Genomic DNA, 24900 nt, shown 5'->3' on the forward strand with positions numbered 1-24900 from the left:
GTACGGACCGGCTCTTGGCAGCGCGCAGTGCAATGTGAAATATTACTGACGTGCTCATGAGCAACTCCTCCTCGGACGTCATCGTCGTCGGAGCGGGTGTCGTCGGCGCCGCCTGCGCCTACTACGCCGCCCGCACCGGCCTCTCCGTCACCGTGGTCGACCGCGGCCCCGTCGCCGGCGGGACCACGGGAGCCGGCGAGGGAAACCTCCTGGTCTCCGACAAGGAACCCGGCCCGGAGCTCGAACTGGCCCTGCTCTCCACGCGGTTGTGGCACGAGCTGGCCCGGGAGCTCCCGGCCGGGATCGAATACGAGGCCAAGGGCGGCCTCGTCGTCGCCTCCGACGCCCATGCCATGGCCGCGCTGCGGAAGTTCGCCGCCGCCCAGGCCGAGGCCGGCGTCACGACCGAGGAGATCCCGGCCGACCGGCTGCACGAGGCGGAGCCGCACCTGGCCCCCGGCCTCGGGGGCGGCTTCCGCTATCCGCAGGACGCCCAGGTGCAGCCCGCCCTCGCCGCAGCCCACCTGCTGCGGGCCTCCGGCGCCCGGGTGCGCACCGGCGAGGAGGTGGCGGCCGTCCTCACCGGCGCGAACGGCGAGGTGCGGGGCGTCCGTACGACGGCCGGCGAGCTGCACGCCCCCTTCGTCGTCAACGCCGCGGGGACCTGGGGCGGCGAGGTGGCCCGGCTCGCCGGCGGCCGGCTGCCCGTCCTGCCCCGCCGGGGCTTCGTGCTCGTCACCGAACCGCTGCCGCGCGTGGTGCGGCACAAGGTCTACGCGGCCGACTACGTCGCCGACGTGGCCAGCGGCTCGGCGGCGCTGCAGACCTCCGCGGTGGTCGAGGGCACCCCGGCGGGCCCGGTCCTGATCGGCGCCAGCCGCGAGCGGGTCGGCTTCGACCGTACCTTGTCGGTGGAGGTGCTCCGGCGCCTCGCTGCCCAGGCCACGGCCCTGTTCCCGGTGCTGGCAGGAGTGCGGGCCATGCGCACGTACGCGGGGTTCCGCCCGTATCTGCCCGACCACCTGCCCGCCATCGGCCCCGATCCCCGCGTCCCCGGGCTGCTGCACGCCTGCGGCCACGAAGGCGCGGGGATCGGGCTCGCCCCCGCCACCGGCCTGGCCGTCGCCCGGCAGCTGACGGGCGGCGAACCCCCGCTCGACCTCGGACCCTTCCACCCCGGCCGCTTCGCCGCGGCCGCCTGAACCCCGGGCCGCCTGAACCCCCGCCCCGCGTCCGCCCGTTGTCCCGAACCGTCCCGAGAGGAGGCCCGCACGTGGCCCGTACCCCCGCCGACCTGGTCAGGGCGGAGCCCGACCCGCCCTTCGAGATCACCTTCGACGGCCGTACGGTCACCGCCCTGCCCGGCCAGTCCGTGGCCGCCGCCCTGTGGGCGGCGGGCATCCTCGCCTGGCGCACCACCAGGCACGGCGGCCGCCCGCGCGGGGCCTTCTGCGGCATCGGGCAGTGCTACGACTGCCTCGCCACCGTCAACGGCGAACCCAACCGCCGGGCCTGTCTGGTGCCCGCCCGGCCCGGGGACGCGATCACCACCCAGGAGGGACACGGCCATGCCGGGCTCGCCGTCTGAACCGTACGACCTCGTGGTGATCGGCGCAGGCCCCGCCGGCCTCGCCGGAGCCGTGACCGCCGCCCGGCTCGGCCTGTCCGTCGCCGTCGTCGACGCCGCCGCACAGACCGGCGGCCAGTACTTCCGCCACCCCGCCCCGGGCCTGGGCGCCGCGCGCCCGCAGGCCCTGCACCACGACTGGCCCGCGTTCGCCGAGCTGCGCGGGCGCTTCGAGGCGAGCGGGGCCGCGCACTTGGCCGGACATCATGTGTGGGCCGTCACGCGGCAGGACGAAGAAATGTGGAGCGTGCACGCGCTCGTCGGCGAAGACAGTGGCGCAGTCGGCTCCGGCACCGGCAGCGCCGAGGTTTCGGGATCCCCCAGTGGCGGCGGCACCGGCAGTGACGGCGAAGGCCGCACCCATGAGGGCTTCAGCGCCGAGCGCGAGCGCCCCGTACGCCTGCAAGCCCGCGCCGTCCTGTTCGCCACCGGCGCCGGCGAGCGCCACCTGCCCTTCCCGGGCTGGACGCTGCCCGGCGTCGTCGGGGCCGGCGGCGCCCAGGCCATGCTGAAGTCCGGGCTCGTCCTGCCCGGGCAACGGGTCGTCGTCGCGGGCAGCGGTCCGCTCCTGCTCGCCGTCGCCTCGTCGCTCGCCGCGGCCGGCGCCCACGTGCCCGAGGTGGCCGAGGCATCCGGCTACCTCGGCTACGCCCGCCGGCCGCGCGCCCTCGCGGCCAACCCTCACAAGCTCCTCGAAGCCGCCGTCCACGGCACGGCGCTCCTGCGCCACCGCATACCGCTGCGCACCCGCAGCGCGGTCACCGCAGTGCACGGCACCGACCGCGTCGAGGCCGTCACGGTCTCCCGGCTCGATCGCGACTGGCGGGCGCTCCCCGGCACGGGACGCCGCATCGCCTGCGACGCCCTGGCCGTGGGCCACGGGCTCGCACCGCAGACCGAGCTGGCCACCGGCCTGGGCTGTGCGACCCGCCGCACGCCCGACGGCACGCACGCCCTCGTCCTCGACGGCCTCCAGGAGACCTCGGTGCCCGGCCTGTGGGCCGCGGGCGAGACCGGCGGGACCGGAGGCTGGCAGCTCGCCCGGACCGAGGGCGAGCTGGCGGGCATCGCGGTGGCCGCCCGGCTGCGCGCGCTCCCCGCCCTCACCCGCAGCCGCCGCGTCCGGGACCTGGCCCGGCGCCGCGACCGCATGCGCGCCTTCGCCGAGGCCATGGTCGCCGCCCACGCCCCCGGCCCCGGCTGGACCGCATGGCTCGACGACGACACCGACGTCTGCCGCTGCGAGGAGGTGACCGCCGGCAGCATCCGCGACGCCGTCACCGCACTCGGCGCCCGGGACGCCCGGACCGTCAAGCTCCTCACCCGGGCGGGCATGGGCTGGTGCCAGGGCCGGATGTGCGGCGCGGCGGTGGCCTGCCTGGCGGCGTCCGGTACGGCGCAGGGGACCGTACCGCCGTCCGCCGACCGCAGGCCGCTCGCCGTGCCCGTACCTCTCGGGGCCCTGGCCGCCCTGCCCGAAGAACCCGGACACGCCTGAACCACCGCCCGACCCGCACAACGCGCATGTCCCACGTCACAGAGCCATAGAAGGGTTACCGCTATGACCGCCTCCTCCTGGACCCCCGACCGCCCCTGGCGCGGCATCATGGTCGCCACCGCCCTCCCGCTGCGCGCGGACCTCTCCGTCGACTACGACGCCTACGCCGAACACGTCCGCACGCTCATCGAGAGCGGTTGCGACGGAGTCGTCCCCAACGGCTCCCTCGGCGAATACCAGACCCTCACGCCGGAGGAGCGCGCCCGCGTGGTGCGCACCGCAGTCGAGGCGGCGGGCGACGGGGCGCGGGTGATGCCCGGCGTCGCCGCGTACGGCAGCGCCGAGGCGCGCCGGTGGGCCGAGCAGGCCGCCGAGGCGGGCTGCGGCTCCGTCCTGCTGCTGCCGCCGAACGCCTACCGCGCCGACGAGGAGGCCGTCCGCGCCCACTACACGGAGGTCGCCGCGGCCGGGATACCGGTCGTCGCCTACAACAACCCCATCGACACCAAGGTCGACCTGACCCCCGCCCTGCTGGCCAGGCTGCATGCCGAGGGAAGCATCGTGGCCGTCAAGGAGTTCACCGGCGACGTCCGGCGCGCCTACGAGATCGCCGAACTCGCCCCCGAACTCGACCTGCTGATCGGCGCGGACGACGTCCTCCTCGAACTCGCCGCCGCCGGAGCCGTCGGCTGGATCGCCGGATACCCCAACGCCTTCCCCACCACCTGCGCCGCGCTCTACCACGCCGCCGTCGCAGGGGACCTGCAGACGGCACTGCCCCTCTACCGCTCGCTGCACCCGCTCCTGCGCTGGGATTCGAAGACCGAGTTCGTCCAGGCCATCAAGCTCTCCATGGACATCACCGGACAGCACGGCGGCCCCACCCGCCCGCCGCGCTCCCCGCTCACGGGCGAGACCGAGGCCGCGGTGCGCGCCGCCACGGAGAAGGCCGTCGCCGACGGACACCACTGACCTCCGCCGGCTTCCGGGCCTTCCTCCGATCCTTCTCTCCCGCTGATTCCTGCTGATTCCCGCTGCCGACAGGAAAGGACATCCGTGCGTACCCGTCATGTCTTCCATGCCGTCGACTCGCACACCGAGGGCATGCCCACGCGCGTCATCACCGGTGGCGTCGGCGTGATACCCGGCGCCACGATGGCCGAGCGCCGGCTCCACTTCATCGAGCACATGGACCACCTGCGCACGCTCCTGATGTACGAGCCGCGCGGCCACGCCTCGATGAGCGGCGCGATCCTCCAGCCTCCCACCCGGCCCGACGCCGACTACGGAGTCCTCTACATCGAGGTCTCGGGGGTGCTGCCGATGTGCGGGCACGGCACCATCGGGGTAGCGACCGTGCTCGTCGAGACCGGCATGGTGCCGGTCAGCGAACCGGTGACCACTGTGCGCCTCGACACCCCGTCCGGTCTGATCACCGTCGACGTCCAGGTCGAGGACGGTGCGGCCAAGGCCGTCACACTCATCAACGTGCCCTCTTTCTCCGTCGGTCTCGACCGCAAGGCCGACGTCCCCGGCTACGGGACGGTCACCTACGACCTCGCCTTCGGCGGCAACTTCTACGCCTTCGTCGAACTCGACTCCCTGGGACTGCCCTTCGACCGGGCCCGCAAGGACGACCTCCTCGCCGCCGGGCTCGCCGTCATGGAGACGGTCAACGCCTCGCCGGACCGGCCCGTCCACCCCGAACACCCCGAGATCAACGGCCTCAAGCACGTCTACCTCGCCGCGCCCGGCTCGGACGCCCGGCACTCCGTGCATGCCATGGCCATCCACCCCGGCTGGTTCGACCGTTCCCCCTGCGGTACGGGCACCTCCGCCCGGATGGCACAGCTGCACGCCCGAGGCGCGCTCCCGCTCGACCGCGACTTCGTCAACGAGTCCTTCATCGGCACGCGGTTCACCGGCCGCCTGGTGGGGGAGACGCAGGTCGGCGGCGTGCCGGCGGTCGTGCCCGCCATCACCGGGCGCGCCTGGATCACCGGCACCGCCCAGTACTTCCTCGACCCGGACGACCCCTTCCCCGGAGGTTTCCTCCTGTGACCGCCGCCCCGACCTCCTTCGCCTCGCACAACCCGGCCGACCCGTCCGACACCGTCACCGAGGTGCCCGCGCCCGGTGCCTCCGCCGCCGCCGAGGCCGTCGAGCAGGCCCGTGCCGCCCAGCCCGGCTGGCTGCAGGCCGGCGCCGCCGCCCGGTCCTCCGCGCTCTCCGCCGTGGCCGCGGCGGTCGAGGCCGCGTCCGGCGAACTCGCCGCCCTCGCTGTACGCGAGGTGGGCAAGCCCCTCGCCGAGGCGCGGGCCGAGGTGGCCCGCACGGCCGCGATCTGGCGCTACTACGCCCAGGCCCCCTACGAGCCCACCGGCGCCGTCCACGAGACGGCCGGCGGTCCCGGCCTGCTGCTGACCCGGCGCCGCCCGCACGGCGTCGCCGGCCTGATCACGCCCTGGAACTTCCCCTTCGCCATCCCGTCCTGGAAGGCCGCGCCCGCGCTCGCGGCCGGCAACACCGTCGTCCTCAAGCCCGCACCCGAGGCCACCGCGTGCGCCCTGCGCCTGGCCGAGCTCGTCCGGCAGGCCGTGCCCGCCGAGGTGTTCACGGTCGTGCCCGGCGGCGCGACCGAGGGCGGCGCCGTCCTCGCGACCGCCGACGCCGTCTCCTTCACCGGCTCCACCGCCGTCGGCAGCGCGGTCACCCGCGCCGCCACCGCCCGGGGCATCCCGGTCCAGGCCGAGACGGGCGGGCTCAACGCGGCGATCGTCCTGCCCGATGCCGACATCGAGCGGGCCGCCGCCCACATCGCCGCGGCCCTCGCCGGATACGCCGGGCAGAAGTGCACCGCGACCAGCCGGGTGATCGCCGTCGGCACGGCCCTCGACCCCCTGCGCGAGGCCCTCGCCGCAGCCCTGCGCGCCCTGCCCGTCGGCGACCCGGCCGATGCGGCCACCGTGTGCGGCCCCCTCATCTCGGCCCGGGCCCGGGACCGATTCGACCAGGCCCTGTCCGGCGCCTCCGTCCTCGCCGCGGGCGCCGCTCCGGAAGGCCCCGGCTGGTACGCGGCGCCCACCGTCGTCGAAAAGGTGCCGGCCGGACACCGGCTGCTCACCGAGGAGGTCTTCGGCCCTGTCGCCGCCCTGCTGCCCGCGGACGACCTGGCGCACGCCGTAAGGATCAGCAACTCCGTACCGTACGGCCTGGTCACGTCGGTCCACACCGGCGGGCTCGAAGCGGCGCTGCACGGTCTCGACCACCTCGACACGGGCATGATCCGCGTCAACGCCCCTTCCACGGGCGTCGACTTCCACCTGCCGTTCGGCGGCACCAAGGCCTCCGGCCACGGCCCGCGCGAGCAGGGTCGCGCGGCGCTGGACTTCTACACCTCCGGCCGGACCTACACCCTGGCTCCCTGAGAACGATGTGACATTGTACGCTCGTTGATCCGTCCAGGTACGGACCAGCCGGGGAGCGCGGCTGCGCACGTACCGCGGACGCGGCTGCCGGACCTCGGCCGCCGCACCGGCGACGAAGGGAACGGGACACCATGGGCCACCTCAAGCAGCGCACTCTCATCACCGCCACCGAGCGGCTGCGCGACCAGGTCGCCCATGCCCTGCGGGCCGCGCTCATCTCCGGCGAACTCCGCCCCGGCGAGGTCTACTCCGCGCCGCAGCTCGCGGAGGACTTCGGCATCTCCGCGACCCCGGTGCGCGAGGCCATGCTCGACCTCGCCCGCGAGGGCCTGGTCGAGCCGGTCCGCAACAAGGGATTCCGGGTCACCGAGGTCAACGAGCGCGACCTGGACCAGTACACCGAGATCCGCACGCTCATCGAGGTCCCCACCACGGGCCGCGTCACGCGCACCGCAGCCCGCGAGGACCTCGAAGCCCTCCGCCCGGTCGCCGAGGAGATCGTGCGCGCCGCCCGCGACCACGACCTCATCGGCTACCTGGAGGCCGACCGGCAGTTCCACCTCACCCTGCTGGCCCTCTCCGGCAACGAACGCCTCGTCGAGACCGTCGGCGACCTGCGCAAGCGCTCGCGCCTGTACGGGCTGACCGCGCTCGACCAGCGCGGCGAGCTCATCCCCTCAGCCGAGGAGCACCTCGAAATCCTCGACCTGATGCTCGCGGGTGACGCCGAGGGCGCCGAGCAGTGCATGGCACGACACCTCGGCCACGTGCGCTCCCTGTGGGCGAGGGGCAGCGACAAGGACTCATGACCACGCGCCGGAGGCCGGCGCGAGAAGGAGGGCGGACATGCGCACTTCACCCCTGATCGCGGCGGTCCTCGCCGGCTGCCTGGCGGTCCCCGCGACGGCGTGGGCGTCCCCCGCCCGGCCCCCGTCCGCGCGCGGCTGTGCGCTCAAGGGCACGACCGGCTGGACGGACGAGGGCCATGACACCGATCCCGTCCGCTTCCGGCGCGCCACCGGCACACACCGCGTCCTGACCCTGTTCGCCGACTTCCCCGACGCGCAGGCCACCGGCCCCACCGCCCCGTACGCCGCTCACCTCGCCCCCGCCGCCGACTGGTTACGCACGGCCTCCTACGGCCGGGCGCGGCTGGAGATCACGCCGCTGCACCGCTGGATCCGGATGCCCGCGCCCTCCACTTCCTACGGCTTCCAGCGCGGCCTCACCTTCGAGGCCCACGAGCGCTACCTGCGCGACGCGGTCACGGCCGCCGACCCGTACGCGGACTTCTCCCGCTACGACATGGTCTACGTCGTCCCCGTGAGAGAGGCGGCCGCGATCTCCTTCTCCCCGACCTACCTCTTCGACCCCACAACGCCCGGCGTCACGGCCGACGGCACCCGCATCCGATGGGCCGTCACCTTCGGGCAGGACATGTGGCGCTGGGGCCACAAGGTCGCCGCCCACGAGACCGGCCACGTCTTCGGCCTGCCCGACCTCTACGCCTTCACGGGCGAGACCCACCGCCACGTCGGCGGCTGGGACCTCATGGGCAACATCGCCGGCACCGCCCCGCAGTACCTCGGCTGGCACTCGTGGAAGCTCGGCTGGACGCGGGACGACCAGGTCGCCTGCCTGGCCGGACCCGGTCGGCGCACGGTCCGGCTGACCCCGGTCGAGCGCCCGGGCGGCACCAAGATCACGGTGGTCCGCACGGGGGCGACGAAGGCCTACGTCGCCGAATCGCGGCGCGCAGAGGGCAACGACGAGGGCTCGCCCTCGACCGGCGTGCTGATCTACGAGGTCGACTCCGCGACCCCCACCGGCGAGGGCCCCGTCCGGGTCGTCAAGGCCCGCGCCCACGCCCCCGGAGAGTCCTTCACCGACCCGGCCGCCGGTGTCCGTATCGACGTGCTGGCGGGCGACCGTGGCGGAGACGTGGTGCGCGTCGTCCGCCTGTCGCCCGGGGCGTTGTCAGTGGTCGGTGCGACGATCGTTCCGACGGCGCGGGGCGAGTCCGTGTCGTGACCCTTGGAACGAGGAAGAGGACGGCGTCCCGTGCGCATCGTGGTCAGTGAGTTCATGAGCCTGGACGGCGTCGTGCAGGCGCCCGGGGGACCGGAGGAGGACACCGACGGCGGGTTCGCCCACGGCGGCTGGTCGCACCCGTTCTTCGACCCGGAGACGGTGGGCGGCGCCTTCGCCGATGCCCTGACCAAGGCCGAGGCGCTGCTGTTCGGCCGCCGCACCTGGCAGACGATGGCCGCGGCCTGGCCCGAGCGGGCGGGCGACCCGTTCGCCGACCGGATGAACGCGATCCCCAAGTACGTGGTGTCCGAGACGCTGAGCGACGCCGACCTGACGTGGGACCACACCACGCGCATCCCCGGCGACGAGGCCGTCGCCCGCATCCGGGAGCTGCACGGGAAGGCGGGCGGGGACCTGCTGGTCATGGGGAGCCCGACGCTCGTGCGCACCCTCCTGCACGAGGGCCTGGTCGACGAGCTCCGGCTCATGATCATGCCGGTGCTCCTCGGCGGCGGTAAATCGATCTTCCCCGAGGACGGCGCGCAGCGCACGCTGGAACTGGTCTCGACGGTCACCAGCAGCGCGGGGGTGCAGGTGAGCACGTACCGGCCGGTCGCCGAGGGGCGGTAGGACAGCGGCCCGCCGGGCCGAGCCCTCGGCCTTGATCCGCTCCGGTCAGACGATCGGGGAGAGGAGGTTCGGGAGTACGAGGACGTCCTGGCCTTGGAGGGAGACGGCCAAGGTGCCGTTCGCCTTCACACCGACCACACCCCCCAGGACGGAGGAGTCGATTTCGGCGTGTGCAGGTGCTGCCAGTGCCGCCGATCCGGCGGTGAGCAGGGCGGTGGCGGCGAAGGCGGTCAGGACGCGGCGGAGGGTGGTCTTCATGGACTCTCCCTTGTCGATCAGGTGCAGGGGCAAGCCGAGTTCTTTCCTCCTGGTAGTCCGACAAACGACGGCCGCTCGGTGCGCGGCAGTGTGCGCCCGGCGCACGCACAACTCCTCCGCGCCCCTTACGGGGGCGGCGGCGAGTGGACGGTGCGACCGGCCCAAGCGGCCTTCTGCACTGCCGAGTTGTGTGGTCAGCCCAGAGCGTCGAGCAGTTCGCGCTCGCGCCCGGCGCTGAGACCGGCACGCCGCTCCCGGTGCAGACCCTGCTCGCGTTCCCACACCAGCGTGTCCGCCAGCAGTTCCGCCCGGGGGCGGTGACGCAGCCCGGCTGCGGCCGCGGCGGCGCCGCTGCGGGCCGACCACCCTTCCCACCCCGGTTCGACGATCCACATCGGCAGCGACTCCGGGCCCATGTACTCGGCCACCCCCTGGGTGAGCAGCCATGCCGAGTCGGCGCGGAGCAGCGGTCCCGTGTGCCCGCCCGCGCTGCGGGACATCTCGACCCACTCCTCGAAGGGCAGGGCCGGGCCGACGGCGTTGTACGTGCCGGTGGTGCCCGCCTCCGCGGCGTCGAGCAGCCAGGCAGCGAGGTCCCGTACGTCCACCACCTGCGTCGGCAGGGCGGGCGTGTCGGGAACAAGCATCGGCCCGTGCGGATCCCGTGCCGCACGGGCCGCCCAGTAGCCGGAGCGGCCGCTGTGATCGCCCGGGCCGCCGATGAGGCCGGCCCGGGCGATGAGGAGGCGGTCGCCCACGGCGGCCTCCGACGCCCGCTCGCAGGCGGACTTCGCCTCGCCGTACAGCTCGCGGCCGACCTCGTCCCGGTCGGTCGGTGCCAGCAGCTCCGCGGATTCGTCCGCGCCCGGCAGGCCGTGGGAGGCGTAGGCGCTGACCGAGGATATGTACGCCCAGTGCTTCGCCTTTCCGCCCAGGGCCTCCAGGGCCTCGCGGACGAAGCGGGGCTGCCACGACACCTCGACGACCGCATCCCACTCGCGGTCGAGCAGCGGACCGTACGCCGCCGGATCACGCCGGTCGGCGGCCACCAGCACCGCTCCGTCCGCCACGTGCCCGCTCTCGCCGCGCGCGAGACACGTCACCTGATGGCCGCGGCCCAGCGCCTGCCGCGACAGTTCCCGGCCCACCCATGCGGTGCCGCCCAGTACCAAGATCTCCATGCGGTCACTCAAGCACCGCGCGCGCCGGGTACCAAGGGGATCTGCTGCGGGCAGATCCCGGAACGCCCGCGGCGGAGGGCCGCCGGCCTGCAGTTCCGGTTGTCCGAGCTTCAGTTCCGGTTGTCCGCGGTGATCCGCGCGGCGGCCTGCTCCGCGGCCCCGTTGAGCCGCTGGACGACCTCCAGCAGGAACGCGAGCTGCTCGTCGCCGTAGTCGCCCAGGACGGTGGTCACCTCCTTGCCGAAGCCGGAGAAGATCTCCTGGATCTCGGCGTCGTGGTTGCCGGTGGGCACCACGACGACCTTGCGCCGGTCGGCGGCCGAGCGCTGCCGCTCGAGGAAGCCGCGCCGCTCCAGGCGGTCGAGGACGGCGGTGACGGCCGAGGTGCTCAGGCCGGTGACCGCGGCGATCCGCCCGGCGGTCAGCTCCGGTTCGCTGCGGGCCAGGTCGAGGCACTTGAGGTCGGTGAAGTTCAGCCCGAACCGCTCGGCGATGGCGCCGTGCAGCATCAGCCCGCGGCCCGCCTGGTCGCGCATGGCCTTCATCAGCGACTCGATCAGCTCGGGTCTGCTCTTGCTTGACACGGCTCCTCCTCGGACCCACTATCTCGTTTCAGCGGATATCTCGATGGATGGGAATATCCACTTTCTGGGACTAGTCTAGGTCCCGTGGGAGGGAACCGTGAACACCCAGTCCACTTCTGTCTCTGTCCTGATCGTCGGAGCCGGCCTCGGCGGTCTGTCCACCGCGCTCTTCCTCGGCCTGCACGGTGTGCCCGCGCTGGTCGTCGAGCGCCACCCCGGCACCTCGACGCAGCCGAAGGCCCGCGGCCAGATGCCGCCCGCCATGGAGGCCCTCCGGGCGGCCGGCCTGGAGAAGGAGTTCCTCGCCGCGGCACCCCCGGGGCGGCCCGAGATGACCATCGTCATCGCCGAGAGCGTCACCGGGCGCGTCCTCCACAGCATCACCGAGGCCATGCCCGACTTCGGGCTCTTCTCGCCCGCCCCCGTCGGCATGGTGAGCCAGGAGCGGGCCGAGCCGCTGCTGGCCGCGCGAGCCGCCGGACTCGGCGCCGACATACGGTTCTCGACGTACCTGGAGTCGTTCACCGACGGGCCGGACGGGGTGACGGCCGTCCTGCGCGACACGGCCGGCGGCGAGACGTACGAGGTCCATGCCGCATTCCTGGTGGGTGCCGACGGCCACCGGGGCCGGATCCGCGAGGCGGCCGGCATCGGCACGCACGGTCGCGGCACGCTGGGGGAGAACACCAGCGTGCTCTTCGAGGCCGGCCTCGACCTGGTGCTCGACGGCGCCGCCGTGCAGATGCACTACCTGCAGAACCCGGAACTGCCCGGCGGATCGGGCGCCTTCGTGTCCACCGACACCCCCGGCAGGTACGTGGCGGCGGTGGAGGAGCCGACGGACGACGCGCACGCCCGCGAGCTCGTCCGCCTGGTCACCGGCGTTCCCGGCCTCGACGTGAAGATCCTCGGCAGCACCGTCTGGTCGACCGCCTGCCGGGTCGCGGACCGCTTCTCGTCGGGCCGGGTGCACCTGGTCGGCGACGCGGCGCACGTCATGCCCCCGACCGGGGGACAGGGCGGCAACACCGCACTGATGGACGGCTACCACCTGGCCTGGAAGCTGGCGGCGGTCGTCCGCGGCCAGGCCGGCCCCGGGCTGCTGGACAGCCACGACGCCGAGCGCCGGCCCTTCGCGGAGTTCGTGGTCGAGCAGCAGTACGCGAACATGGTCCAGCGCACGGCACCGCACCTGGCCGACGACACCGTGGCCGAGCTCGTCGACGCCGCGAGCGCGCTGTTCGGCTACCGCTGCCCGGCAGGCGCGTTCCTCCCCGAACCGGGGGACGGCGTGCTCCTGGAGCACCCGGCCGCACCCAGCGGACGCCCCGGGGCCCGCGCACCGCACGTGGTGCTCGGCGACGGCCGCTCCACCCGGGACCTCTACGGCCGGGGGTTCGTCCTGCTCACCGGCAGCCGGGCCTGGCGCACCGGAGCCGCCCGCGCGTCCGAGCGCCTCGGCGTCCCCGTCGCCGTCCCCACCCTCGACGGGGACTGGACCGGTGCGCACGGCGTCACCGCGTCCGGCGCGGTGCTCGTCCGGCCCGACGGCATCGTCGCCTGGCGCAGCGCGGCCGAGGGCGACCCCGGCACGGTCGAACACGCGCTGCGGACCGTGCTCGACCGCTGATCGCGCTGTTACATCGTCCACATTGTGTATCGGGAAGGTAACCGGCTGAGGCTTTCGCGGAGCAGGCTCCGTACAGGGGGGTGATGGCCCTCGGGGAGGAACCGGGGCCCACGACTGGGGGGATCTCCCATGTTCCGCAAGAGCACTGCAGCGATCGTGACGTCGGCCGCCGCCGGAGCCCTGCTGCTCACCGCCTGCGGGGGCGGGGGCGGCGACGGCAAGGACTCCTCGGCGCCGGCCACCTCGGCCTCCGCCGGTGCCGCCGCCCGGGCGGGCGCCAACGCCGATGCCGGGTCCGCCGGGCAGGAGCTGAACCTGCTCAGCGGCACCGCGAAGAAGAACAACGCCCAGCCCATGACCGGCGACTGGGCGAACGAGCCCGGGAAGCCCGCCGTGAAGCCCGAGGCGCGGCGGTGGGTGCAGCTCTCCGCGTCCAAGGCGGGCGGCCTCGACCCGGTCGTGGTCAACGGCGCCGGCTTCACCCTCTACCGCTTCGACAAGGACACCGCGAACCCGTCGAAGTCCGCCTGCAACGGAGACTGCGCGGTCACCTGGCCGCCGGTCGTCGTCGCGCCGGGCGGCAGGATCTTCCTCGACGGCGTCGACAAGGCGAAGACCGGCACCGTCAAGCGGGACGACGGCACCCTTCAGGTCACCGTCGGCGGCTGGCCCGTCTACCGCTTCAGCAAGGACACCAAGCCCGGCGACACCAAGGGGCAGGGGGTCGGGGGCACCTGGTTCGGCGTCACCCCCGACGGCAAGAAGGCCGGCGGCACCGGCGCCGGCACAGGCACCGGCGGGAACAGCGGCAGCGGCGGCCCGCAGAACAAGCCCGCCACCAGCGTCGTCCTCTTCGACAACCGCAACTTCGGCGACCCCGCCCAGGGCCTGGCGGGCAAGGGCTGCCAGAACGTGGCCCGGGACAACGTCGCCTCCTCCCTCCAGGCGCAGGGCAGCCTGAAGATCTGGTCCGAGCGCAACTGCACCGGCAAGTCCAAGGTCGTCAACGGCGACGTCGCCGACCTCGCCGCCATAGGCTTCGACAACGACGTCTCGTCGGTCTTCTTCGGCTGATACGGGTAAAGTCGCGCTCTTCGGAAGCGCCGGCTTCCGGAGTCCGGAAGGCTGCGGCCACGATGCATTCCGATCCGTCCCTCGACGCGGCACTCGACAGGCTCGCCGAAACGTTCCGCGGTATGACCGCTCATCCGCAGGAGAGCAACTGCGAGTGCCACTGGGGCAGCGCGGAAGAGCTTGCACAGCTGAAGACGCCGGACACCGAGCTCGACCCCGATCTGCTGCAGCGGACGTGGTCGGCCGTCGACTGGAGCGACCATCCGCGCGTGCTGCGGCGCATCCTGCCGCAGTTCGCTGCGGATCTCGCCGACGGCCGTGCAGAGCCGGTCTTCGGTATGGAGGCGGTCGGGCGCTCCTTCGCCCGTGGCCACTGGCGGCAGTGGCCCGCCGAACAGAGCCGGGCGGTCGAGGAGTTCCTGCACGCCTGGTGGTCGTGGACGCTCACCGACCCGGCTCCCGCCGTGCCCGCCCATGAGGTCCTGGTCGCGGTGTCCGAGGCGTCCGCCACGATCACGCCCTGGCTGCGCATCTGGCAGTCCCTGCCCGTGCCCCACCCGGTGGCCGACCGGCACCTGACGGAGCTGGTGGACTCCTGGGAGTGCGACCTGCTGAGCGACATGCTTCCCTGGGATGCCTGGGACAACAGGGAAGCGATGCGCGACGAGCTGACGGCCTGGCTGGTCCGCCACGCTCCGGCCCGGCTCGGGGCCGACGGGGCCTCGCCGGACCTCCACGAGCGGATACGGCTGCTCGGTCTGCCCGCCCCGGCGCGCTGGGAGGATCCGTACTGGTCCCGCCGTCCGGCGGTCGCGGGCGTGTGGTGGCCGCCCGGAGCAAGCGGTGGCGAGTGCGGTGGCGAGTGACGAGGGTGGTCCTGGCGCACCCAGGATAGGCAGGGTCCTGGATCACCGTCCCGGCCGGGCGGAGAGTGGTCTTGCATCAACCACCCCTCGCGTAACAGATCCAGGAGCAGCACCCATGAGCTACCCCGCCCTCGCCGCCCGCACCGCCGTCGTCACCGGAGCCGCCAGCGGCATCGGCACGGCCACCGCCCGTGCACTCGCCGCGAACGGTGCGCGCGTCGCCCTGATCGCCCGGCGCACCGAGCGGCTGGACGCGCTGGCCGCGGACATCACCGCCGCCGGAGGCCAGGCACTCGCCGTCACGGCCGACATCACCGACCAGGCCTCCGTCGACGCCGCCGCCAAGGCCGTGCACGACGCCTACGGCCGGGTCGACCTGGTGGTCAACAACGCCGGTGTGATGCTGCCCAACCCCCTCGCCGACGGCCGGATCGACGAGTGGACCCGCATGATCGACACCAACCTCACCGGCGCGCTGCGCGTCATCCGTGCCTTCACCGCCGACCTCACCGCGACCGCCGCCGACGGGCGCACCGCCGACCTGGTCAACGTCTCCTCCATTGCCTCCCACGTCCTCTTCCCCGACTACGCCGTGTACGGGGCCACCAAGGCCGCCGTCACCCAGCTGTCCGCCGCGCTGCGCACCGAACTGGGCCCGCGCGACGTCCGGGTCAGCGCCGTCGAGCCGGGCCTGACCGACACCGAGCTCGGTGACCACGTGGACAACCCGGCACTGAGCGAGCAGCTCGGCGGGATGTTCAGCGCGATCCCCGCCCTCTCCGCGGAGGACATCGCCGACCTCGTCGCCTACACCGTCAGCCGTCCCCGGCACGTCAACCTGCGCCAGTCGGTCGTCCTGCCGACCCGCCAGGCCTGACGCTCTCCCGGGGCCGCGCGCCCGGGCGGTTCGCACGTGCTCGGTGAGCCTGGCCCTGACAGGGCCAGGCTCACCGCCGGTGCCACCAGGCACAATCACCGCATGAGCACAACGATCGACCTCGGCGCGTTCCTGCGGGCCCGCCGCTCCCGTCTGCGCCCCGAAGACGTCGCCCTGCCGGACTTCGGCGGCCGGCGCCGGGTCGCCGGACTGCGCCGCGAGGAGATCGCCCAGCTCGCGGGGGTCAGCGTCGACTACTACACCCGGATGGAACAGGGCCGCGTGCCCAACCCCTCGCCGTCCGTCCTCGACGCCCTCGCCCGCGCCCTGCGCCTGGACGAGGAGGAGATCCGGCACCTGCACCGCCTCGCCCGGACCCGTCCCGCGGCCGGGCGCACCCCCCGGCCCCGGACCGAACGGCAACAGGTGCGCCCCATGCTCCGGCTGCTGCTGGAGGAACTGCGGGACGTCCCGGCGATGGTGATGGGCCGGCGCATGGACGTCCTCGCCTGGAACGCGGCCGCCTCCGCCCTCCTCGGCGACCTCGGGGCCAGGGAGCCCGCCGAGCGCAACATCCCCCGCATCACCTTCCTCGACCCCGCCTCCCGGGACCTCTACGCGGACTGGACCGCCTGCGCCCGCGAGAACGTCGCCTACCTGCACCTGGAAGCCGGCCGGTACCCCGACGACCCGCAGCTGGCGAGCCTGGTCGGCGAACTGTCGCTGAAGAGCCAGGACTTCCGCCGCTGGTGGGCCGAGCACCCCGTCCAGGACAAGACTTCCGGCGTCAAGCACTTCCACCACCCCGTCGTCGGCGACCTGGACCTGACCTACGAGACCCTGCGGGTCGCGGACGATCCCGACCAGGCCCTGATCACCTACGCCGCCGAACCCGATACCCCCTCGCACGACGCCCTGCGCATGCTGCTGGCCTGGGCCGCCCCGACCACCACCCCGGCCCGCAAGAGCGAAGGCCTCGGCCAGGCCAAGCGCTAGCCCGGAGCCGCCGGGCCCACGACGGACCGCCGGTGCCCGGCAGCCGGGCCGGCCGTCGCGGCTCAGTGGTCGTCGTGGTGCCTGTGGCCCGGGTGGCGGAGGCGCAGCCAGATGTCCCGGGCGCGGCGTCCGGCCTCCGTCCGGCTGTCGGCGACCAGTACCCGGGCCTCTTCGTGCGTCTCCACCATCGGCCCCGAGCCGCGCAGCGGCTTGCCCGCCGTCTCGTGGAGGAAGAACGCCGAGACGAGCCCGATCACACCCGCCGCCATCAGGTAGTACGCGGGGACCATGGCGTCGCCGGTGGTTTCGAGGAGGGCGGAGACCGCAAGCGGAGTGGTACCGCCGAAGAGCGACACGGAGATGTTGTACGAGACGGACAGCGCCCCGTAGCGCAGCCGGGTCGGGAAGAGGGCCGGAAGCGTCGCGGCGGCGGTGCCCGCGAAGCACACCAGCAGCAGCCCGAGGATCAGGCAGCCGAACGCCGGGAGGAGGGCCCCGCCGGCGCGGACCAGGAGCATGGAGGGGTAGGCGAGGGCGATCAGGGCGGCGCTGCCCGCCATGAACATGGGCCTGCGCCCCCACAGGTCGGAGGAGCGGCCCACGACGGTGATGGTGAGGGCCACCAGGACCATGGTGCCGAGGATGAGCAGCTGGGCGGTCGTGGCGTCCTTGTCCAGCGTCTCGGTCATGTACGTCGGCAGGTACGAGGTGACCATGTAGCTGGTGACGTTGTAGACGACGACCAGCCCCATGCAGATCAGCACCGCATGCCAGTGCCTGGTGAAGATCTCCTTGAGCCGCCCGTGCCCGGACTGGCGCGCCTGTTCGACTTGCTCCTCGCCGGAGCCGGAGCCTGCGGCGGAACCGGCGGCGGCACCCGACGCCCGGGCCCGGGCGGCCTCGGTCTGCGCGCGGAAGGCGGGCGTCTCCTCGAGCCGCATCCGCATGTACAGACCGATGAGCCCGAGGGGCCCGGCGACGAGGAAGGGCAGGCGCCAGCCCCAGTCGGTCATGCCGCCGGTGCCGAGGAGCGCGGTGAGCACCGTCACGAGACCCGAGCCGAGCGCGTAGCCGACGAACGTACCGAAGTCCAGCCAGCTGCCCAGGAACCCGCGGCGCGTGTCGGGCGCGTACTCGGCGATGTACGTGGTGGCTCCGGCGTACTCACCGCCGGTGGAGAAGCCCTGCACCAGACGGCAGATGATGAGCAGCACGGGTGCGAGGAACCCGGCCGTCGAGTAGACCGGCAGGAAGCCGACCGCGAACGTGCTCACCGCCATCATGATCATCGTGGCGGCGAGCACCCGCTGGCGTCCGATGCGGTCGCCGAGCGGGCCGAAGACCAGACCTCCGAGGGGGCGGACGAGGAAGGCGGCCGCGAAGGTGGCGAAGGCGGAGATGACCTGGGCGCCGGGCGAGCTGGCGGGGAAGAAGACCTTGCCCAGGGTGACCGCCATATAGGCGTACACCCCGAAGTCGAACCACTCCATCATGTTGCCGAGCGCGGCGGCCAGCACCGCGCGGCGGACCTGGGGACGGTCGGTGACCGTGACGTCGGCGATGTCCAAGGACTTCTTGCGGCGCCGCAGCAGGGTGCGCAGCATCCGGTCGGTGGCTGCTGCGCCGCCGCGCGCAGGGACGCGGTGCCCGGGCTTGGGGGTCTTCCTGCGGTCGGGACTCACACTCACCTGCCGGCGGGTCGGGGATCCGGTCTTGGAGGCCCTGAAGTCCTGAGGTCTCTGAGGCCCCTGAGCCCCTGGGAGGCTCTGTGGCTCCTGGGGCTTTCTTGTACTCATGGGCCGAAGTTTGCGGTTTATGCATTGAACCTCGTCCGGCCCCGCGGCGGACCTGTGACCCGCCCGGCGGCAAGTGCTACGTTGCGTGAGGTGTCGGGAGCGCAGCGTCATGCAGGGAGGCGTCGGAGACGCCATGCCTACGCGGTGCTGCTGGCCGCCGTCGCCGTCACGCTGCTGGCCGCGCTGTACGGGTACGGCGTGCGGGAACAGCTGTCCGTCGGGGGAGTCGAGCCGACGACGTCCGAGTCGGCGCGCGGCTCCGCCTGGCTGACCGCGCACTTCGCGGCCGGCCTGCCTCAACTGGTGCTGATCGCCGACGCCGCCGGCCCGGTGGACGGGGAGCGGGCGGCAGCCGAAGGCCGGCGCCTGACCGGGCGGCTCGCGGCCGACCCTGCGGTGGCGCACGTGACGTCGTACTGGTCGGGCGCGTCCCGCGAGCTGCGGTCCGCCGACGGCCGGGGCGGGCTGATCCTGGTCCAGCTGCACGGCCGGGAGCAGAGGCAGGTCGCAGCGGCCGAGCGCCTGGCAGGGAAGTGGACCGGCTGCTCCGGGCCGCTGCGGGTGACCGCTGCCGGCGCGGCGATGGTCCGCGTGGAGTTCCAACGGCAGGCCGAACGGGACCAGGAGCGGGCCGAGGTGTTCGTCGTTCCCCTGGTGGCCCTGCTGTTGCTGTTCGGCTTCCGCTCCGCCGTGGCCGCGGCCCTCCCGCTGGTCATCGGCGTGGTGTCCGTCATCGCGACGTCGGCCGTGATGCGCGCGCTGTGCGCCTCCATGCAGATGTCGGTGTACGCCTGGAACATCGCCGTCGCCCTGGGCTTCGGCCTGGCGGTGGACTACAGCCTGTTCCTGGTCAGCCGGTACCGCGAGGAGCTGGCGCAGGGCGCCCCCGTGCCCGGGGCCGTACGGACGGCGATGCGCACGGCGGGCAGGACGGTGGCGTTCTCGGCGGGCGTGGTCGGCTTGCCGATGGCCGCCCTGCTGCTGGTGCCGATCCCCGTGCTCCGCTCCATCGCCGCCGGCGGTCTGGCGGCTGCGGCGCTCACCGCCGCCACCACGTTGCTGATCCTGCCCGCGCTGCTGACGGTGCTGGGCGAGCGGGTGCACCGGTTCGACGTCTTCGGCCGCTGGCGGCGGCGTCCGCGTCCCGGCGGCGACGGGCGTGGCGAGCTGTCCCGCTGGGGACGGTGCGCAGCAGCGGTGATGCGGCACCCGCTGCGGTTCGCCGTGCCCGTCCTGGTGCTCCTCGCCGTCTTCGTCGCCCCTCTCTCAGGGGTGCGGTTCGGGCTGTTCGACGACCGGTCGATGCCCGCGGGCTCGGCGATCGCCCGGGCGTCCGCCACCCTGCGCGCCGACTACCCCGCGTACGAGGCGGTCAGCAACACGACCGTCGCGCTGCCCGGCCTGGATCCGGTCACGCGCAAGGCCGACCTCGACCGCTACGCGCACCGGATCTCCGGGCTGGACGGAGTGCTGCAGGTGCGGACCGCCGACGGCGTCCATGTGCACGGGGGACCGTTCCTGCAGAGCCGCCGGGAGAGCGCCGTGTTCGGCAACGCCCACGGCACCTGGCTCAGCGTCTCCACCGCCGACCGGAGCCCCGGCCCCGAGAGCGGCGCGCTGGCCCGGCGGGTGCGTGCCCTGCCCTCACCCGTCCCCGCCCTGGTGAGCGGCCCCGGGGCCCGGCTCGCCGACGTCCAACAGGCCATCGGCCACCGGCTGCCCTACGTCCTGGCCCTGGTCGTGCTCGCCATCACCACTCTCATCCTGGCGCTGACCCGCCACCCGGTGCTCGTCCTCAAAGCCCTCGTCCTCAACGTGCTGAGCATGGCCGCCGCCTTCGGCGCGCTGGTCCACATCTTCCAGCGAGGCCACCTCCGCTTCCTCGTCGGCGACTTCACGGCCACGGGCACCTTCGACGCCCTGCAGCCGATCCTGGTGTTCTGCGTCGTCTTCGGGCTGTCCATGGACTACGAACTGTTCCTGCTGTCCCGGATCGTGGAGGAGTACCGGAACACCGGGTCCACCAGAGAGGCCGTCGTACGGGGCATGGACCGCACCGCCTCCCTGTTCACCCTGGCCGCAGCGACCCTGGCCGTGGTCACCTCCGCCCTGGCGACCTCCGACCTGGTCGTCCTGAAGTTCGCCGGAGTCGGGACCGCCCTGGCCGTCCTCCTGGACGCCACCGTCATCCGCGGCCTGCTCCTGCCCGCCGTCATGCAGCTGGTGGGCCGGGCGAACTGGTGGACGCCCGCGCTCCTCCGGCGGCGCGAGCCGAAAGCCGGCACGGCCGGCCCGGTGGACCCCACCACCGCGTAACGTAACCTCGCCCGTCAGGGGTCCATGACACGCAAGGAGGCAGCCGCGTGAAGGGGACATTCGAGGCGGTCACCGGGGACGCATGCCCGCCCGCGGGGAACGCTTCCGAGCGAGCGTCCGCGGTGCGCGAGGCGATGGAAGGGCTGCTGCAGATCCGGCGGCTGATGAACGGTCACCTCACGGAGCCGTTGTCCGGCCCCGCCGACTGGGAGCGGCGTCAGCCCGTGCGCGCCGTCGCCCTCATCCTCGAAGCCGCGGGCATCCCTCCCTCCGCCCTCGACGCCGAGGGGCGGCGTTGTGCGACCGGCTACTGCGTCCGTCCCGGCGAGCAGCCGGGGACCGTACGGGTCGAATGGCTCGGCCCGCCCGGCAGCGGGGCGGCCGCTCGACAGCACGAGGCCCTTCAGCGGTGCGCCCGCGCCCTGGAGGACGCGGGGTGGCCGGCGCTGGAGTATCGCGGGGCACGCAAGCAGCGCTGGCTGGAAGCCGAGCCCCTCGTTCAGCGGGGGCGCTAGGAGGCCCGCCGGGCGACGGGATGCGCGGGACGCGGCGCCCCCGCCGCGGCCGCCCTCGCCACCGCCCCCGCCGCATCGCTCCCCAGCAGGTCGCGGAGCAGCCGCGTGGCGGGCAGGGCCTCGTGCAGATAGACGTGCTCGCCGCGCGCCTCGACCGCCGAGAGCAGGTCGCGGAAGGTCGCCCTCGCCTCCTCGGACCGCCCGGCGTGGTGCTGGGCCTCGCCGAGCAGGCCCAGGTGGAGGGGGTGGCGCAAGCGCGTGCTGGAGTCGCGCAGTTCGGCCAGGGAGGTGTGCATCAGGGCGAGGCCGTCGTCCTCCCACCCCGAGTGCGTCAGACCCCACCCTTCGAGCAGGCCCAGCATCCCCTTCCAGTACAGGAGCCCGTGTTCGCCCGCCAGGCGGGCACCCTCGGCGCCGGAGGACCGCGCCGTGCGGGCGTCGCCCTCCCAGGCCGCCACGACCGCGTCCACGTAGAGGGCGAAGGACCGGTCGGAGGGCCTGCTGTCGCATGCGGTCAGGTGCAGCAGCTCGCGCCGGCGCGCCGTGGCGGTCTGCCGGTCGCCGAGGAGCCAGTGGGTGAACGTGTTGTACGAGCGGCAGGAGACACGCGGGTCGTGCTGGAAGGTGCGGGCCAGCGAGTGGCCTTCACGGGCGTAGCGGTCCGCCATGCCGACCCCGTGCTCCAGTTCGGCGAGCGCCTGCGGCAGCCGGCCGCGGATGTGCAGCACGATGCCCTCGCCGTACGCCGCGCCGAGCACCGCCACGGGCTCACCGGTCCGTTCCGCGATGCCCCGCAGCAGGCCGGAGAAGCGCCGCGAGGCGTCGTAGCGGCCGGTCACCAGGTACGCCGCGCACAGCGCCCAGAGCACCGACGGGTCCTCGGGCGCCTCGGCGGCCGCGCTGAGCGCCCGGCCGTGCGCGAGCGCCGTCTCGGCCTCGGGGTGGCCGTAGCCGCGGGTCGTGGCCAGCACCTGGCCGAGCTGGATCTGCAGCCGCCGCTCCAGGGGCAGGGCCGAGGGATCGTCGTGGGGCAGCAGGCCGACGAGGTGCACCGCCCGGCGCAGCCAGGTCTCCACGCGCTCGTACGCCCGCTGCTGCTCGGCCTGCTCGGCCGCGCGCAGCAGCCGGGGGAGCGCCTGCGCAGGGGGCAGCGCGCTCCCGGCGTGCCAGGTGTGGTGAGCCACCTGCTCGGTCTGCGCGTCCCCCGCGTGCCCGGGCCTGCGGGCGCACAGCGACTCGGCGACCCTGGCGTGCAGCCACTGCCGGTCCTCGCGCGCGAGCTCGTCGATGAGCGTCTCCTGGACCAGGGCGTGGGCGAAGTGGATCCGCCCCGGACGGTGCGGGTCCTCGCCGAACAGCCCGGCGCGGATCGCCGACTCCAGCGCCTCGGCGACCGGTTCGTCCGCGGCGGCCGTGCGGTGCAGCAGGTCGGTGTCGACCTCGGAGCCGATGACGGCGCACAGCCGCAGCACCTGCAGCACCGGTTCGGGCAGCGCGGCGAACCGCTGGTGCAGCACCTCGCGCACACCCGTCGGAACGCGGGTCAGCAGCACGTCCACCGCGTCGGGGCGGCGCAGGCTGCCGGGATCCCCCAGGAGGGACAGGAGCTGCATGACGAAGTACGGATTGCCCTCACTGCGCCGGTGCAGCACCTCGACGACCTTCGCGTCCACCCCCGGGCCGGCCTGCGCCACGACGATCGCGGCGACGGACTGCCGGGAGAGCCCGCCGAGCCGCAGGGTCTCGGTCCTCGGGCCGCGCAGGACCTCGGAGAGCATCCGGCGCATCGTGGCGTCCGACTCGACCTCGAACTCGCGGGCCGTCAGCACGATGCCCAGCGGGTGGCCCTGGCGGCGGGTGCTCAGCAGCCGGAGCAGGTCCAGCGAGGCGGTGTCGGCCCAGTGCAGGTCCTCCAGGAACAGCACGAGCGGACGCTGCCCGGCCAGGGTGAGCAGGACTTCGCAGACCGCGTCGTGGGTCAGGAAACGGGCCTGCCCCCAGTCGGAACCGGCGCCCGGCCCGCTCCCGCCGGGGCAGGCCGACCGCTCGGGCATGAGGGGGGCGAGGAGGGAGCCGAAAGGTTCCGTCGCGCGGCGGAAGGCGTCCGGGCGGGTGACGGACAGCCGCCGGAGCACCTGCGTCCACAACCAGTAGGGCGGTACGCCCTCGCTCAGGAAACAGTGGCTCCAGACGACCTCCAGACGCGCGCCGCCCTGGCTCGCACAGGCGGCTTCCAACCGCGGGGCGAGTTCGAGGAGCAGACGGGTCTTGCCGACCCCGGCGGGGCCGAGGACACCGGCCACGTGGCCGTGCCCGGCCAGCGCGCTCGCCGTCGCGGTCGTCAGCCGCTGCAGCTCCTCGCTGCGCCCGGTGAACGGCGACTGGCCGATCGGCTGCCCGGGCTCGGCGGTGTCGCCGGTGTCGCCCATGCCGCGCGTATCGCCTGCGCCGTCCGTGTCGGCTGTGGCACCCGTGCCGGCCGTGGCAGCCGTACGAGGTGCTTCGGCTGTTCCGTTGGCGTCGGCGTCGGCGTCGGCGTCCGCGTCCGCGTCGGCGGCTCCGGCCGTGCCGCTCTGCTCACCTGAGGTGTTCGGCGCGACCTCGTGGACGACGTGAACGACGTGGTCGGCCGGGGCGGTCTCGCCGGCCGCTGCGGTTGCGCCGGCCTGGTGGAGGATCGCCGTCCTGACGCGGCGGAGTGCGGCGGTGGTGCCCACCCCGAACTCCTCGGCCAGGTGGCTGCGCGTCCGTTCGTAGACCGCGAGAGCCTCGGCCTGCCGGCCGAGCCGGGACAGAGCGGTCATCAGGTGGCCGACGAGCCGTTCCCGCGCCGGATGGCGGCGCACCTCCCGGTCGAGGTCCCCGGCCACCTCCTCGGCCGCTCCGAGGGCCAGGCGGGCCTCCGCGCAGGACTCCACGGCCGTGAGCCGCAGGTGTTCCAGCCGCGCGCTCTCGTCGCTGAGCGGCGGGTGGCCGTCGAACTCCCCGTAGGGCGTGCCCCGCCACAGCTCCAGCGCCTCGGTCAACCGGTCCCGTGCGGCCGCCGGATCGCGCTGTTCCAGCAGCCTCCGCCCCTCGGTGACCAGGAGCTCGAAGCGGCAGGCGTCGATCCGTGCGGGGTCGAGCTCCAGGACGTAGCCGCCCGCCCGGTGGCGCAGCACCGGCACACCGTCCGGCCCGGCCGCCGGCTGGAGGGCACGGCGCAGGTGGGAGACGTGGCTCTGGAGCGTGGCGACGGCGCGGCGCGGCGGTTCCTCGCCCCACAGCTCCTCGACGAGCAGTTCCATGGGCACGACGCGACCGAGGCGTATGAGGAGCAGTGCGAGCAGCGCCCGTCGGCGGGGCGGCCCGATCGGCAGGTCATGCCCGTCGTGGCGCGCCGTCATGGGGCCCAGGACGCTCAGCAGGGGCTCGATCGGGGCGGTGGCCGCCGGCCGGGCCGCCGAATGAGCCGCCGGCCGGGCCGCTGAGTGAGTCGCCGGCCGGGCTGCCGGTGCCGGAGCCGGTGCCGGATCCGGCGTCGGGGATGCGGGCATGTGGCTCCCAATCGTTCTCGTACGCGCGACTGATGTCGGTCGTCCGGCGCAGAGACG

Annotated in this window: 21 protein-coding genes; 16 read left to right on the forward strand and 5 right to left on the reverse strand. The window is 73.9% G+C overall.

Translation table 11 applies throughout. The features are described 5' to 3' along the window. The first annotated feature begins 56 nt into the window (after positions 1-56). From IE241_RS27800 to IE241_RS27840, 9 genes are all read left to right on the forward strand, one after another. Complete coding sequence (locus IE241_RS27800) at positions 57-1202, forward strand: NAD(P)/FAD-dependent oxidoreductase (protein WP_190024603.1); 1146 nt, start codon at positions 57-59, stop codon at positions 1200-1202. Between the two features lie 71 nt (positions 1203-1273). Next, positions 1274-1588: a (2Fe-2S)-binding protein gene (locus IE241_RS27805; protein WP_087924869.1), complete on the forward strand. Its 315-nt coding sequence runs from the start codon at positions 1274-1276 to the stop codon at positions 1586-1588. Beyond that, entirely contained in the window at positions 1569-3125 is a 1557-nt protein-coding gene (locus tag IE241_RS27810; RefSeq protein WP_190024604.1) for an NAD(P)/FAD-dependent oxidoreductase, read from the forward strand. Before IE241_RS27805 ends, IE241_RS27810 begins: the two co-directional genes overlap by 20 nt. A 63-nt stretch (positions 3126-3188) precedes the next feature. Continuing rightward, complete coding sequence (locus tag IE241_RS27815; RefSeq protein WP_190024605.1) at positions 3189-4097, forward strand: dihydrodipicolinate synthase family protein; 909 nt, start codon at positions 3189-3191, stop codon at positions 4095-4097. Positions 4098-4181: 84 nt separating this feature from the next. Further along, positions 4182-5186: a proline racemase family protein gene (locus IE241_RS27820; RefSeq protein ID WP_190024606.1), complete on the forward strand. Its 1005-nt coding sequence runs from the start codon at positions 4182-4184 to the stop codon at positions 5184-5186. Then, positions 5183-6553, forward strand: a complete 1371-nt coding sequence (locus tag IE241_RS27825) for an aldehyde dehydrogenase family protein (RefSeq protein ID WP_190024607.1) — start codon at positions 5183-5185, stop codon at positions 6551-6553. Before IE241_RS27820 ends, IE241_RS27825 begins: the two co-directional genes overlap by 4 nt. Before the next feature lie 131 nt (positions 6554-6684). Beyond that, positions 6685-7362, forward strand: a complete 678-nt coding sequence (locus IE241_RS27830) for a GntR family transcriptional regulator (RefSeq protein WP_190024608.1) — start codon at positions 6685-6687, stop codon at positions 7360-7362. 37 nt (positions 7363-7399) lie between these two features. Next, positions 7400-8584 carry a M6 family metalloprotease domain-containing protein gene (locus IE241_RS27835; RefSeq protein ID WP_190024609.1) on the forward strand — a complete coding sequence of 395 codons (1185 nt, stop codon included), beginning with the start codon at positions 7400-7402 and terminating at the stop codon, positions 8582-8584. Positions 8585-8614: 30 nt separating this feature from the next. Further along, positions 8615-9214 carry a dihydrofolate reductase family protein gene (locus IE241_RS27840; RefSeq protein WP_190024610.1) on the forward strand — a complete coding sequence of 200 codons (600 nt, stop codon included), beginning with the start codon at positions 8615-8617 and terminating at the stop codon, positions 9212-9214. A 45-nt stretch (positions 9215-9259) separates the two neighbouring features. Here the strand turns inward: IE241_RS27840 and IE241_RS27845 are convergent, their stop codons facing one another. The 3 genes from IE241_RS27845 to IE241_RS27855 form a co-directional block, all read right to left on the reverse strand. Continuing rightward, positions 9260-9472 (reverse strand): hypothetical protein, encoded by a 213-nt coding sequence (locus IE241_RS27845; RefSeq protein WP_190024611.1) that lies wholly within the window; start codon positions 9470-9472, stop codon positions 9260-9262. Between the two features lie 194 nt (positions 9473-9666). Beyond that, complete coding sequence (locus tag IE241_RS27850; RefSeq protein WP_190024612.1) at positions 9667-10653, reverse strand: NAD-dependent epimerase/dehydratase family protein; 987 nt, start codon at positions 10651-10653, stop codon at positions 9667-9669. 110 nt (positions 10654-10763) lie between these two features. Then, positions 10764-11237: a MarR family winged helix-turn-helix transcriptional regulator gene (locus IE241_RS27855; RefSeq protein ID WP_190024613.1), complete on the reverse strand. Its 474-nt coding sequence runs from the start codon at positions 11235-11237 to the stop codon at positions 10764-10766. 97 nt (positions 11238-11334) lie between these two features. Here IE241_RS27855 and IE241_RS27860 point away from each other — a divergent pair, with 97 nt between their 5' ends. The 5 genes from IE241_RS27860 (at position 11335) to IE241_RS27880 (ending at position 16680) form a co-directional block, all read left to right on the forward strand. Next, entirely contained in the window at positions 11335-12867 is a 1533-nt protein-coding gene (locus IE241_RS27860) for an FAD-dependent monooxygenase (protein WP_190024614.1), read from the forward strand. 129 nt (positions 12868-12996) lie between these two features. Beyond that, positions 12997-13941, forward strand: coding sequence for a hypothetical protein (locus IE241_RS27865; RefSeq protein WP_190024615.1), 945 nt, complete (start codon positions 12997-12999; stop codon positions 13939-13941). 122 nt (positions 13942-14063) lie between these two features. Continuing rightward, positions 14064-14807, forward strand: a complete 744-nt coding sequence (locus tag IE241_RS27870) for a hypothetical protein (RefSeq protein WP_308433751.1) — start codon at positions 14064-14066, stop codon at positions 14805-14807. Between the two features lie 115 nt (positions 14808-14922). Continuing rightward, positions 14923-15684 carry an SDR family oxidoreductase gene (locus IE241_RS27875; protein ID WP_190024617.1) on the forward strand — a complete coding sequence of 254 codons (762 nt, stop codon included), beginning with the start codon at positions 14923-14925 and terminating at the stop codon, positions 15682-15684. A gap of 102 nt (positions 15685-15786) precedes the next feature. Further along, complete coding sequence (locus IE241_RS27880) at positions 15787-16680, forward strand: helix-turn-helix transcriptional regulator (RefSeq protein ID WP_190024618.1); 894 nt, start codon at positions 15787-15789, stop codon at positions 16678-16680. 62 nt (positions 16681-16742) lie between these two features. Here IE241_RS27880 and IE241_RS27885 read toward each other — a convergent pair whose 3' ends face one another. Next, positions 16743-18284, reverse strand: coding sequence for an MFS transporter (locus tag IE241_RS27885; protein WP_190024661.1), 1542 nt, complete (start codon positions 18282-18284; stop codon positions 16743-16745). 336 nt (positions 18285-18620) lie between these two features. Here IE241_RS27885 and IE241_RS27890 point away from each other — a divergent pair, with 336 nt between their 5' ends. Together IE241_RS27890 and IE241_RS27895 are read left to right on the forward strand one after the other, a co-directional pair. Continuing rightward, entirely contained in the window at positions 18621-20792 is a 2172-nt protein-coding gene (locus IE241_RS27890; protein WP_190024619.1) for an MMPL family transporter, read from the forward strand. A gap of 47 nt (positions 20793-20839) precedes the next feature. Next, positions 20840-21307, forward strand: a complete 468-nt coding sequence (locus IE241_RS27895) for a hypothetical protein (RefSeq protein WP_190024620.1) — start codon at positions 20840-20842, stop codon at positions 21305-21307. Here the strand turns inward: IE241_RS27895 and IE241_RS27900 are convergent. After that, positions 21304-24693 (reverse strand): ATP-binding protein, encoded by a 3390-nt coding sequence (locus IE241_RS27900; protein ID WP_229899904.1) that lies wholly within the window; start codon positions 24691-24693, stop codon positions 21304-21306. The two genes, IE241_RS27895 and IE241_RS27900, sit on opposite strands and share 4 nt — an antisense overlap. Positions 24694-24900 lie beyond the last annotated feature (207 nt).

The sequence above is a fragment of the Streptomyces hiroshimensis genome, from assembly GCF_014650335.1.
In the GTDB taxonomy this organism is placed as follows: domain Bacteria; phylum Actinomycetota; class Actinomycetes; order Streptomycetales; family Streptomycetaceae; genus Streptomyces; species Streptomyces hiroshimensis.